The sequence below is a fragment of the Streptomyces sp. NPDC043854 genome, from assembly GCF_056436005.1.
In genome coordinates this window covers 1-12,464 of the sequence record NZ_JBWKDK010000033.1, presented here as the reverse complement: position 1 = coordinate 12,464, position 12,464 = coordinate 1, and the positions used below count along the sequence as shown (strand labels likewise).

Here is a 12,464-nt window from a genome sequence, read left to right as displayed (position 1 = left end):
GGGCGGCCGGAGGATCAGACGGTCAGCAGGAGCTTGCCCACGTGGGTGCCGGACTCCATCGTCCGGTGGGCCTCGGCCGCCTCCTGGACGGGGTGCACCGCGTGTACGACCGGGCGGATCCGGCCCGCCGCCACCAGGGGCCACACGTGCTCACGGACGGCCGCGACGATGGCCGCCTTCTCGGCCCGCGGCCGGGCCCGCAGCGTGGTCCCGGCGATCGCCGCCCGCTTCGACAGCAGGGTGCCCAGGTTCAGTTCGGCCTTGACCCCGCCCTGGAGCCCGATGACGGCGAGCCGTCCGTTCACGGCGAGGGCGTCGACGTTCCGCGCCAGGTACTTCGCCCCGATGATGTCCAGGATCACGTCGGCCCCGGCGCCCCCCGTCGCGGCCCGCACCTCCGCCACGAAGTCCTGTTCGCGGTAGTCGATCAGGATGTCGGCACCCAGCTCCTTGCAGCGGGCCAGCTTCTCCATGCCGCCGGCCGTCACCGCCACCGTCGCGCCGACGGCCTTCGCGAGCTGGATCGCCATGGTGCCGATGCCGCTGGAGCCGCCGTGCACCAGCACGGTCTCGCCGGGCCGCACATGGGCCACCATGAACAGGTTCGACCACACCGTGCAGGCCGCCTCCGGCAGGGCCGCCGCCGTCACCAGGTCCACGCCCTCCGGGACGGGCAGCAGCTGGCCCGCCGGCACGGCCACCCGCTCCGCGTACCCGCCGCCGCTGAGCAGCGCGCACACCTCGTCGCCCACGGCCCAGCCGGACACGCCGGGGCCGACGGCGGAGATCCGCCCCGAGCACTCCAGGCCCGGGTGGGGCGAGGCGCCGGGCGGCGGGTTGTAGAACCCCTGGCGCTGGAGGACGTCGGCCCGGTTGACGGCACTCGCGGCGACGTCGACGACGACCTCGCCCTCGCCGGGCACCGGGTCGGGGGCCTCGGCCCAGACGAGGACCTCGGGGCCGCCGGGCTGCTCGATGGTGATCGCATGCATGGCCCGGAGCGTACGCCAACTCACCGGCTGCGGGCCCCGCCACGGCCACCGCCGGCAGCGTCGTGGTCATGCGGCCTCGTTACCGGTACCGCGTCCACCCGACGCCCGGTCAGCGCATCCGCGCGGCGCGGGTGTTCGGGTGTTCGGGTGTCGGCGTGTGGTCCGGAACGATGCCCTGGCCCGCCCGCTTCCCGGGCGATCGCGTCCCCGCCGTGGAGTTTCACGTGAAACATCCTCCGGAGACCCACGGCAGGTCGAGGATCTCCAGATCCTGCCCCGCCCGCGCGCCGTGCGGCGGTACGACGGCCAGCGCGTCGGCGGCGGCGATGCCGCGCAGCATCGCCGGGCCGTTGTAGCGCAGCGGCACGGCGTGCTCGTCGGTCAGCACGACCGGGACGAGCCGGGTGTCGTACGGGTGGCCCGGGATGCCGCCCTGGACGGGGACGGCGTACCGGGGGCGCTGCCGGCGGCCGGCGAGGGCGCGCAGCAGCGGTTCGGCGAGGGTCAGCAGGCCGGAGACGGCGGCGAGGGGGTTGCCGGGCAGCCCGACGAGGTGGCGGCCCTCGGCGCGGTCGCCGAGCCGGGCCAGCAGCATGGGGTGCCCGGGGCGGACGGCCACCCCGTCGACCAGCAGCTCCGCCCCGGCCCGGCGCAGGACGGGGTGGACGTGGTCCACGGGCCCGGAGGCGGTGCCGCCGGTGGTGATGACCACGTCCGCGTCGGAGCCGGTGACGGCGTCCAGCAGGGCCTCGGCCCCGGCCGGGTCGTCGCCGATCCGGCGGGTGCCGGTGACCTCGGCGCCGATCCGGGTCAGCCAGGGGCCGAGCATGGGGCTGAGGGCGTCGCGGATCAGGCCGTCGTGCGGGCGGCCCTCGGTGAGCAGTTCGTCGCCGAGGACCAGGATCTCCACCCGGGGCCGGGGCCGGGTGGCGAGCTCGTCGTACCCGGCGGCCGCGGCGAGGCCGAGCACGGCCGGGGTGACGAGGGAACCGGCGGGCAGCATCAGGTCGCCGGAGCGGCACTCCTGGCCGCGCGGGCGGATGTCCTGGCCGGTCTGCACCGGCCGGTCGGCGTAGAGCTGGGAGCCGGCCTCCCGGGAGTGCTCGCTGCGGAGCACGGCGGTGGTGTCGGCGGGGATCCGGGCGCCGGTGGCGATCCGCACGGCCTCCCCGTCGGCCAGCGGCTCGGGGCGTTCGGAGCCGGCCAGCACCCCCTCGCCGGGGCGGACGGTCCACGGGCCGGGGCCGGCGACGGCCCACCCGTCCATGGCGGAGGTGTCGAAGGACGGCAGGTCGGTCAGGGCCTCCAGGGGCTGGTCCAGCACTTCCCCGAGCGCCTCGGCCAGGGGCACGCGGTGGATGCGGGCCCGGACACCGGATCCGGCGCGGGCTGCGGCCTCGCGGGCCTGCGCCCAGCCGAGGGCACGGTGCCCGCCGGGCCCGGGCCCGAGGCCGCTGCCCGCGGGGGTGCGGCTGACGAGGGCGAGGGCCTCGTCGAGGGCCTCCATGGCGCGGTCGGAGTCGGTGGGGCTCATCCCGGGGTGCTCTCTCCGGTCTCGGCACCGTTCCCGGTCTCGGCGGCCCAGCGCAGTGCGAGGTCGGCGGCCTTGCGGGAGGCCTCCGCGACGGCGGCGGCGGGATCCGCTCCGGCGGCTTCGGCGCGGGCCGCCGCGTAGCCGACCAGGAAGGTGGTCAGCGGGGCGGCGGGCCGGGCGACGCCGTGGGCGGCGTCGCGGGCGAGGTCGAGCAGGGCCTTGGTGTCGACGTCCACGTCGATGCCCAGCTCGGCCTTGGCGGCGGTGATCCATTGGTCCAGCACGTTTCCATGCTCCCTGATCCTGGCGCGGGCTGAAGCAAGATCCTGCCAGGTGTCGCAGTCGAAGGAGGCGAACGGCTCGGTGTCCGTCACATGCGCCAGCCGCAGTTCGCCGGTGAGGGCGCGCAGGGGGAGGCCGGACAGGGTGCCGTGCTCGGCGGCCAGCAGGGCGATCTCGCGGCGCAGCGGCTCGGCCCGGTAGGCGGCGACGAGGGGCTGGTCGCGGCCGGTGCGATCGCGCAGCAGGGCGCCTTCCATCCCCTCCGCGCCCCCGGCGTCCTCCGCACCGGGACTGCCGGGCGGGCCGGCGGGCGCCGCGAGCAGGGCCCGGACCGTGGCCCGGTCGAGGAACGGGAGGTCGGCGGAGAGGACGAGGACCAGCTCGGCCGTGGTCTGCCGCAGCCCGGCGTCGAGGGCGGCCACCGGCCCGCCGCCGGGCGGGTTCTCCCGGGCCCAGCGGACCGGCCGGGACGTGGGCCGGCGGTCCCCGACCACCACGGTGGCCTCCGCATCTGCGCAGGCGTCGAGGACGCGGTCGAGCAGGGTCCGGCCGCCCACCCGCAGACCCGGCTTGTCCGCACCGCCGAGTCGCCGCGCGGCGCCGCCGGCGAGGACGATCGCGTCGTAGCTCATGCCCCGAGTATGCGCGGACCATGTTCCGGCCGGGGAAACGCACTTGCCGGGACCGGAACCGGGGTCCGGGTCGCGGGATCCGCGATCCGGACCCCGGATGCGCACGTGAACGGGCGGGGCCGGAGGAATCCGGCCCCGCCCGCGTGCCACCGCCGCCTGCGCGGTGGTTACAGGTACGGTCCCGAGCGGACGGGCCGCTGCGGGCCTTCCTCGTCGTCGTCGTGGGGTGCGCCCGCCGGCAAGGCCCGGCGCATCTGCTCCAGTTGGGCCCGCGCCGCCATCTGCTGCGCGAACAGGGCGGTCTGGATGCCGTGGAAGAGGCCTTCCAGCCAGCCCACCAACTGGGCCTGGGCGATGCGCAGTTCCGCCTCGGACGGGACGGCCTCCTCGGTGAACGGCAGGGAGAGCCGCTCCAGTTCCTCGACGAGCTCGGGAGCCAGGCCGTCCTCCAGCTCCTTGACCGACGCGGCGTGGATGTCTTTCAGGCGGACCCGGCTGGCCTCGTCCAGAGGCGCGGCGCGGACTTCTTCCAGAAGTTGCTTGATCATGCTGCCGATCCGCATGACCTTGGCGGGCTGTTCGACCATTTCCGTCACCGGGACCTCGCGCGACTCGTCATCGGCGCCGCCGACCGCCATCCCGTCCTGTCCCACGATCAGGACGTGCGGGGGACTGTCCTGCGACCGTTCACTCCTCGGCATCTCCATGCCTGTCATTCTCTCGCACACCTGGGTTCTCAGTCGGTGTGCCCCCGTACGGGCGTGATCCACCCTGTACGGGGGCGGCAACACCGGGTGACCGTCAGGCGGCTGCGCGCCGGGCGAACCCGCCGCCGGACCGGGTCACCAGGGCCGCCAGCAGGGCGGCGCCCAGCGGGACCAGGACCAGCAGCGTCCCGATCGTCTCCCACGGCAGGACGATCGGCACGTGGACGACGTCGTCCGGGCCGCCGGATGTCTCCAGGAGGTGCTCCGTCTCGCGCCGCCGGAAGAGCCGCAGCCCGACCGCGGGCAGGATTCCGGACAGGGTGCCCAGGACGACTCCCATGAGGGCCACCAGCCCGCACTGGAACCCGCTGACGGCGCGCCGCACTCCGGGGGCCGCGCCGACCGCCGCCAGGGTCTTCAGGTCGGCCTCGGCGTCGGTCTGGGCGAGCCCCGTGGCGATGCCCGCGGCGCCGAGGGTGACCAGGCCGGCGAAGACGGTCAGCGCGAGCAGGGCCGTGCTGTCCCAGCCCTGGTAGCCGGACTCGATCAGGACCGGGGCCTCCACGCCGATCCGGTCGATCTGTGCGGACAACTGCTGCCGCTGCCGGTCGGTGGCCGCCCCGTCCAGGGTGAAGTACGAGGCGAAGGGCTGGGTGGCGAGTCCGGCGGCCCGGGCGGCGGACGGCGGCAGGACGAGCTCGATGCCGTAGCCGTCGACGCCCTCGGGCGCCTGGTGCACGGCGAACACCTTGTCCTCGCCGGGGGCGTACTCGCCCGGCCCGTTGACCGCGCGGTCCGCCTCACGGCCGATCAGCCGCACTGTGACCCGGCCGTCCTTGACGTTGCGCCGGTCGAACGAGACGGCCTGGCCCGACTTCAGCGCGGCGACCGTGCCCGGATCGGTGACGGCGAGCGTGGTCAGCAGCTTCTCGTCGGCGACGACCAGCGGGTACATGGCGGGGTGCCGGGTCGGGGCGCACCGCCGGTCCCGGAGCAGGGCCCGGCGCTCCGCCTCGGTGAAGGAGGAGGGCCCGACATCGCCCGCGTGGAGCGGGCAGCGCTGCTCCGCGGGCTGGATGACCTCGGCCCGGCCGCAGCCCTCGCTGCGCGCGCTCTGCTCGCAGTCGGGCGCGCCGACGTGGACCCGGTCCACGTCCGCCCTTACGGCCAGCGGGAGTTCGCTGCTCACCGCGTCGCGGACGGCCGCCATGGCCTTCTGGTGTCCGGTCTCGTGCAGTTCCACCCGGCCGGAGCCGGCCGGCAGCTCGGCCACGTACTCGAACCGGGCCTGGGCCTCGTGACTGCGCTCGTAGGTGGCGACCGCGACGGTGCCGGCGACGGCGGCCAGGACGGCTGCGACGGCGGGCGCGGTACGGCCCCGGTTGCGCACCGCGTCGCGCAGTGCGAGCCGCGGCGACAACGGCAGCAGGCGCCCGAGCCGCCCGAACAGGCCGACGAGCACCGGGGTGAGGGCGACGAGGCCGAGCTCGGCGAGGGCGCTGCCGTACACGACGACGTTGGCGCCCATCCGGGAGGCGGCGCCGAAGAGGGCGATCGCGGTGCCGAGGCCGAGGGCCGCGAGCCCCACGAAGGGCAGGATCCGGTTGGCCCGGCGGATTCCGCGCCGGCCGGTCAGCGAGGCCAGCACGGTCTGGCGGGAGGCGCTGACGGCCGGGACGACCGCGGCCAGCAGGCCGGTCACGACGGCGAGCAGGGCGATCCCGGCTATCTCCGGCGGGCGGACGTCGAAGCTGCCGAAGCGCACGCCGACGTACTCCTCCAGCAGCGGGCGCAGGGCCACGGTGAGCAGCGCGCCGGTCACGGTGCCGAGGACGGCGGCCGCGGCGCCGATGACCAGGCCGCCGGAGAGCACGATGGCCCGGATGTGGCGCCGGTCGCCGCCGTTGGCGCCGACGAGCCCGAGCTGGCGGCGCGAGCGGCGGGCGCCGACCGCGAAGGCGGGCCCGGCCAGCAGGCAGATTTCCAGCATGGCGAGTCCGACGACGGTGGCGAGGGCGGCCGTTTCGCTGCCCGGCAGCTGCGGCGGGCCGTCGTCTCCGACGCTTTCCGTCTGCGTCGCGTACAGGGGCACGTCGGACGGGGCCGGCGGGTGCAGGGTGACGACGCGGGACTGGACCAGCACCCCCTTGGTGTTGGCCTCCTTGACCATGTTCCACGTGAAACCATCGGGCCCGGTCTTCACGAGGTACCTGTCGTGGGCGACCACCCCGGGCACCCCGGCGGCCCGGAGCTCCTTGTCGAGCGGGGTCAGCAGGGTGCCGGGCGGGGCGATGACCTCGTGCCGGTCGAGCTCCGAGGGCAGCTCGTACGCGCCCACGATCCGGTACCAGGTGCTCGATCCGCGGGGCGTGAACTGCGAGCCGACGAACAGGCCGGAGGCCTTCAGGAAGGCGTTGGTGGCGACGACCTCTCCGGCTTCTTCGGGCGTCCGGCCGCGGTCCATGGCGACCATGCCCTCGACCAGCGGGCTGGACAGGTCCAGCTCCCGCAGCTCGGCGTCGAGCAGCCCGTGGCGGGTGCGGACCTTGGCGTGGCCGCTGCTGTCCTTGAGGGAGCGGGCGCCCGCCGGGATCGCGGACGCCGGCTGCTGCGGGTCCGGCTCCGGCGGCTCCTCGGAGGTGAGGCCGCCGGCGGGGGAGAAGCCGCCGCCGTCGGGCTTCTGGTGGATGGGTGCGGCCATGCCCGAGGAGAACAGGGCGGCATCGGCGGCCCCCATCCTGCGCGTGACGGTCTCGGCGGGGGAGAGCTGGGCGCTGCGCAGGGTCAGGTCCGCCGCGCTGACCCCGATGATCGGCAGGGCGATCATCGCGAGGACGAGGGAGCTGCGGCCCTTGGCGCGCCAGGCGTCGCGGCGGGCTATCCGGATGGCCGCGACCCAGGAGTGGTACGCCTTCACGGTCGGCCCGCCTGCCCCGAGAGCAGCGATTCGGCATGGGTGCGCAGCGTCGAGTCGACGATGCGGCCGTCGCGCAGGAAGACCACGCGGTCGGCCCAGGCGGCGAACCGCGGTTCGTGGGTGACGAGGATGCCGGCGGCGCCCGCGTCGCAGCGCGAGCGGAGCAGGGCGAGGACGGATTCGCCGGTCTCGGAGTCGAGGGCGCCGGTGGGTTCGTCGGCGAGGACCAGGCGGCGGTCGCCGACGAGGGCGCGGGCGATGGCCACGCGCTGCTGCTGGCCGCCCGACATCTCGTCGGGGAACCGGTCGGCGGTCGCGCCGAGTTGCATCTCGTCCAGGGCGGCGAGGGCGGCGGCCCGGGCCTTGCGGGCGGAGACCCCGTCGAGTTCGAGGGGCAGGGCGATGTTCTCGGCGGCGGTGAGGGCCGGGATCAGGTTGTAGTCCTGGAAGACGTAGCCGATGCTGCGGCGGCGCAGGGCGGCGAGCTGCCTGCGGCTCGCGGCGGTGATGTCGGTGCCCTCGACGAGGACGCGGCCGCTGGTGGGCCGGTCGAGGCCGCCGGCGAGGGTGAGCAGGGTGGACTTGCCGGAGCCGGAGGGCCCCATGACGGCGACGAGTTCGCCGGGGTACACAGCGAGGTCGATGCCGCGCAGGGCGTGTACCTCGGTGGCTCCGGTGCCGTGCGTGCGGACGAGCTTGTCGAGCTGGAGTACGGGCTGCGCGGGGCGCTGGTCGGGCATGGGTCCCCCCTGGGACGGCGGTGGCGTCAGCTCCGCGGGGAGCGGGCGGTGCGGGGCTTCGGGGCGGCGGAGCCGGCGGCGGGATCGGCGGCGGGATCGGCGGTCCGGGGCGGGTCGGGTTCGGCGGCCTGGGGCGGGTCGGGTTCGGCTCTCCGGTCGGCCGTGAGGGAGAGCCGGACGAGCCGGGACTCGCTGTGGTCGAGCCAGCGGGCCTCGGCCTCGGTCTGGAAGATCAGCTGTTCGAGGACCAGGAGCCAGGCCACGTCGTCGCGTTCGCGGGAGTCGCCCTTCTCGACGGCGGCGAGGGCCTGCACCTTGAGCCGGGTGTAGTCCTGCATCGCCTTGATCGTGGCGTGCCGCTGGGCCTGGATGACGGCGCGGATGTCCACGCCGGGCGAGCCCACGGCCATGGCGAGCTTGATGGACAGTTCGTCGCGGGGCGGGTTGGCGCGGTCGACGGGGCGCGCGTACCACTCGCGCAGTTCGGCGCGGCCGGTGTCGGTGATGGCGTAGAGGGTGTGGCCGGCGGCGTCCTCGCCGCCGGAGGCGACGAGACCGTCGCGTTCCAGGCGGGCGAGGGTGGTGTACACCTGCCCGACGTTGAGCGGCCAGGTGGAGCCGGTGCGGGATTCGAACTCGGTGCGCAGCCGGGAGCCGTACCGGGGTCCTTGTTCCAGCAGGGCGAGAAGGCCGTGGCGGATCGACATACCGAGTATGTATACCGGGTATGTCGGCGGCTGCAACTGTCCTCCGGCATGGTCCGCGCGTCGCCGGCTCCCGCGGGGCGCGCGGGAGCCCGTACGCCCCGGTGCGGGTCAGAGGCCCTTGCGCAGCCGTACGCCGAGGTAGCCGAGGCCCAGCCCCATCAGGGCGAACCCGGTGCCGAGCGGCAGCAGGTGCGCGGCCAGGTCGGCTGCCCGGTCGTTCGGCTCGGCGGCGAGGGCGCGGTACGGGTCGGCGGGGGCCCGCTGTGCGGGGGGCGGCTCGGGCGGGGGCGGGGTGGCGGGCACGGGGCGGGGCCGCACCGGGAGGAAGGGGCGGGAGGCGAGGGCGGTCTCCGGGTTCGCCGGCTCGGCGGCGGGCCGCCCCGGCCGCACCCGCCCGACCCCGGCGACGCTGCCGGCCAGCTTCCCGTACGCCTCCTCGCCGGGGGCGTCGTCCGCCGGGTCGTCGGGGGCCCGCGGCGCCGGCGCGGACACCGCGGCGAGGAGGGAGGCGGAGGCGGCCGGGGCGGCGGGCGACAGCGCCGCGGCGAGCAGCACGGCCACGGCGGGCAGGTGCCGGGGCCGCGCGGCCGGCAGGCGCGGCGCCCGGAGGCTTCGGTTCACGGGGAGCCCCTCCCAACCGTGGGGTCCCCCGGACGGAGCCTGGGGGAGGCCGAGATGTCCAGCCCAGATTCACATAGTGGGATAAAAGGGGCATCCTGGGCGCCTCATCGGGGGCCCGGGATGTGGCGTCCCGCACATGGGGCCGAACGGCGCACAGTCATCCGGCCCGTCCGCCCGGCACCTCCGTATGGCCCACCCGGCCCTCTGGCCCATCCGGCCCTCTGGCCCATCCGGCCCTCTGGCCCATCCGGCCCTTCCGCCCTCCGGCCCGCCCGTCCGGACGGGCCCGCCGCGCGGCCGGGGCGGGCCGCCTGCCGGAGGCCGCCCGCCGGCGGCCGCCTACTGCGGGTCGCCGGTGGACACGACCAGCGTGAACTCGGTGCCCTCCTTGTCGACCTTGCCGCCTGCCTCGGGCAGCTGCTGCAGCACCGTGTCCTCGCCGTAGACCGCCTCGTCCCGCTTCTCGATCTTGTACTTCCAGCCCGCCGCCTGGATGCACTCCTTCACCGAGCGGAGGTTCTTGTACCGGAAGTCCGGCGCCACGACCTTGGTGGCGTCGCTGTAGTGCTTGGTCGGCTCCTTGCACTTCTGCGGGTCGATGGTGCGGGTCGTGTCCGGGCCCTTGTGCCCGGCCTTGGCGGAGCCGGACGGGTTGGCCGCCTGGCCGCCCGTGGTCTGCTGGTTGGCCTGGGGGTTGTTGCCGCCCTCGTCGTCGCCGCTGTTGACGACCGCGTAGACGAGGCCGCCGATGGCCAGCAGCGCCACCGCGATCGCGCCCACGACCACCGGCATGTTCCGCTTGCCGCCCGCGCCCCCCGCGCCGACCGACGCCTGCTGGGCGGTCGACGAGGCGGCGAACGGCGGCGGGGTCTGCGGCGCGTACTGCTGAGCGACCGGCTGCTGCGGCGGGTAGGCGTACCCGCCCTGACCGTGCGTCTGCGCCATCGGCGGCGGGGTCGGCGCGTACGGGGCCGGGGCCGGGGTCGGCGCGTACGGCTGCTGCACCTGCTGGGCCGTCGGCGCCTGGAAGCCGGAGTCCAGCGGCGGGAACACGGCCGAGCCGACGCCCGCCCCGCTGCCGCCGGTGTGGGCGCCGGGGACGATGGCCGGGGCGCCGGTCTGACCGGCCGCCAGGACCCGCGCGATCTCGTCCCGCATCGCCGCCGCGGTGGGGAAGCGCTCGTTCGGGTTCTTCTTCAGGGCCCGCGCCACCAGCGCGTCCATCGCCGGGGTGAGCGACCGGTTGACGGAGGACGGGGCGACCGGCTCCTCCTGCACGTGGGCGTACGCGATGGCGAGCGGCGAGTCGGCGTCGAACGGGATCCGGCCCGTCAGCAGCTGGAACAGCATGATGCCGACCGAGTACAGGTCGGAGCGGGCGTCCACGCCGCGCCCCAGCGCCTGCTCGGGCGACAGGTACTGCGGGGTGCCGACGACCATGCCGGTCTGCGTCATCGACGTGACGCCGGACTGCATGGCGCGGGCGATGCCGAAGTCCATCACCTTGACCACGCCGCGCTTGGTCATCATCACGTTGCCGGGCTTGATGTCGCGGTGGACCAGGCCCATCTCGTGGCTGGTGTCCAGCGCGGCCAGCACGTCGGCCGTCACCTTCAGCGCCTTCTCGGCGGGCATCGCCCCGTACTGGCGGACGTCCGCGTCGAGCACCGAGCCGAGCGGCTGGCCCTCGACGTACTCCATGACGATGTACGGCATGACCGCCGCGTCGCTCCGGCCGTCGGGGAAGGTGACCTCGCCCTCGCCCGTGTCGAAGACCGAGACGATGTTCGTGTGCGACAGTTTCGCAACAGCCTGGGCCTCACGGCGGAACCGCTCGCGGAACGAGGCTTCCCGGCCGAGGTCGCTGTGCAGGGTCTTGATGGCGACCTGCCGGTCGAGCGCGCTGTCGTACGCCAAATAGACGGACGCCATACCGCCCGCACCGAGCAAGTCCCTTAGCTGGTAACGGCCACCGGCCAGAGAGCCGCCCGCGTACTGGGCCTGAGTGCCGTCCTGGCTCATGACTGTTGCTTCCCCTCGGGGTGTGTCCCTACGCGTCTGGCTGAGCGCATGTCGGGCCCAGTCTGCCGGAGGGCAAGCACACGTCAAGCCGGGTACCCGTTCCGTGACGACGAGGCCACCACGAGCCATTGTCCGAACGGCGACCTGTTCCGAGGCTGTAGCGTTCATCGGAGCACACGAAATGGACCTACCGCTCAGCGGCGGCCGAGAGAGACGACGGCGAGGACTCATGGCACCCGAACCCGAGGACAGCGGCGCCGGGATGGCCGACGGTCCTGAGCATTGGGGCGCCGGCGGCCTGGTCGGCGACGGCCGCTACCGGCTGACCCACCGCCTGGGCCGCGGCGGTATGGCCGAGGTGTTCGCCGCCGAGGACGTCCGCCTGGGCCGGACGGTCGCCGTGAAGCTGCTGCGCGCCGACCTCGCCGAGGACCCCGTCTCCAAGGCCCGCTTCACGCGTGAGGCACAGTCGGTCGCCGGGCTGAACCACCACGCCGTCGTCGCCGTGTACGACTCGGGTGAGGACAAGGTCGGCCCGAACACGGTCCCGTACATCGTCATGGAGCTGGTCGAGGGCCGCACCATCCGCGACCTCCTCATCGGTTCGGAGGCCCCCGGGCCCGAGCAGGCCCTCATCATCGTCTCGGGCGTGCTGGAGGCGCTGGCCTACTCGCACCAGCACGGCATCGTCCACCGCGACATCAAGCCGGCCAACGTCATCATCACCGGCACGGGTGCCGTGAAGGTGATGGACTTCGGCATCGCCCGCGCCCTGCACGGCGCCCAGTCGACGATGACCCAGACCGGCATGGTGATGGGCACCCCGCAGTACCTGTCGCCCGAGCAGGCCCTCGGCAAGGCCGTGGACCACCGCTCCGACCTGTACGCCACCGGCTGCCTGCTGTACGAACTGCTGGCGCTGCGGCCCCCGTTCACCGGCGAGACCCCGCTGTCCGTGGTCTACCAGCACGTCCAGGACGCGCCGGTCCCGCCCTCGCAGCTGCCCGAGGGCCAGGACATCCCGCAGGAACTCGACGGCCTGGTCATGCGGGCCCTCGCCAAGGACCCGGACGACCGGTTCCAGAGCGCCGAGGAGATGCGCGGGCTCGTCCAGTTCGCCCTCCAGATGCTCCAGGACCAGGGGCCGAACACCGGCACGTGGAACACCGGCCCGGTCGCCATGGCCCTGCCGCACGGGGGGGGGGGGGGGGGGGCCACCGACAGGCCCGTCGCCCAGGCCAGCGGCACTCAGCAGCCCGCCGCGCACGCCGCGAAACCACAGCTTCCGCACCCCACGGTTCCGCCGCCTA

Annotated in this window: 10 protein-coding genes and 1 pseudogene; 2 read left to right on the top strand and 9 right to left on the bottom strand. The window is 74.8% G+C overall.

The features are described 5' to 3' along the window. Positions 1 to 14 precede the first annotated feature (14 nt). On the bottom strand, positions 15 to 992 hold the full coding sequence (locus tag AC068A_RS26030; protein WP_478588664.1) for an NAD(P)H-quinone oxidoreductase: 978 nt from the start codon (positions 990 to 992) through the stop codon (positions 15 to 17). A gap of 68 nt (positions 993 to 1,060) precedes the next feature. Between AC068A_RS26030 and AC068A_RS26025 the strand changes: the two are divergent. After that, positions 1,061 to 1,126: pseudogene (locus AC068A_RS26025) on the top strand (hypothetical protein); the annotation flags it as partial. Positions 1,127 to 1,212: 86 nt separating this feature from the next. Here the strand turns inward: AC068A_RS26025 and AC068A_RS26020 are convergent. The 8 genes from AC068A_RS26020 to AC068A_RS25985 all read right to left on the bottom strand — a co-directional run bounded on the left by AC068A_RS26020 (position 1,213) and on the right by AC068A_RS25985 (position 11,154). Further along, positions 1,213 to 2,526, bottom strand: coding sequence for a molybdopterin molybdotransferase MoeA (locus AC068A_RS26020; RefSeq protein ID WP_478588663.1), 1,314 nt, complete (start codon positions 2,524 to 2,526; stop codon positions 1,213 to 1,215). Then, positions 2,523 to 3,440 carry an NTP transferase domain-containing protein gene (locus AC068A_RS26015; RefSeq protein ID WP_478588662.1) on the bottom strand — a complete coding sequence of 306 codons (918 nt, stop codon included), beginning with the start codon at positions 3,438 to 3,440 and terminating at the stop codon, positions 2,523 to 2,525. The genes AC068A_RS26020 and AC068A_RS26015 overlap by 4 nt, the downstream gene beginning before the upstream one ends. A 167-nt stretch (positions 3,441 to 3,607) precedes the next feature. Continuing rightward, complete coding sequence (locus AC068A_RS26010) at positions 3,608 to 4,147, bottom strand: bacterial proteasome activator family protein (protein WP_404237062.1); 540 nt, start codon at positions 4,145 to 4,147, stop codon at positions 3,608 to 3,610. A gap of 94 nt (positions 4,148 to 4,241) precedes the next feature. Then, positions 4,242 to 6,974 carry an FtsX-like permease family protein gene (locus tag AC068A_RS26005; RefSeq protein WP_478588713.1) on the bottom strand — a complete coding sequence of 911 codons (2,733 nt, stop codon included), beginning with the start codon at positions 6,972 to 6,974 and terminating at the stop codon, positions 4,242 to 4,244. Positions 6,975 to 7,060: 86 nt separating this feature from the next. Next, a complete protein-coding gene (locus tag AC068A_RS26000; protein ID WP_478588661.1) occupies positions 7,061 to 7,804 on the bottom strand; it encodes an ABC transporter ATP-binding protein in 744 nt (247 codons plus the stop codon). Between the two features lie 26 nt (positions 7,805 to 7,830). Continuing rightward, positions 7,831 to 8,511, bottom strand: a complete 681-nt coding sequence (locus AC068A_RS25995; protein ID WP_478588660.1) for a PadR family transcriptional regulator — start codon at positions 8,509 to 8,511, stop codon at positions 7,831 to 7,833. A 108-nt stretch (positions 8,512 to 8,619) separates the two neighbouring features. Then, a complete protein-coding gene (locus AC068A_RS25990) occupies positions 8,620 to 9,132 on the bottom strand; it encodes a hypothetical protein (RefSeq protein WP_478588659.1) in 513 nt (170 codons plus the stop codon). A 339-nt stretch (positions 9,133 to 9,471) separates the two neighbouring features. Continuing rightward, positions 9,472 to 11,154, bottom strand: a complete 1,683-nt coding sequence (locus AC068A_RS25985) for a protein kinase domain-containing protein (RefSeq protein WP_478588658.1) — start codon at positions 11,152 to 11,154, stop codon at positions 9,472 to 9,474. A gap of 229 nt (positions 11,155 to 11,383) precedes the next feature. Here AC068A_RS25985 and AC068A_RS25980 point away from each other — a divergent pair. Further along, positions 11,384 to 12,464, top strand: a 1,081-nt coding sequence (locus AC068A_RS25980; protein ID WP_478588657.1) for a protein kinase domain-containing protein, incomplete at its 3' end; no start/stop codon positions are given.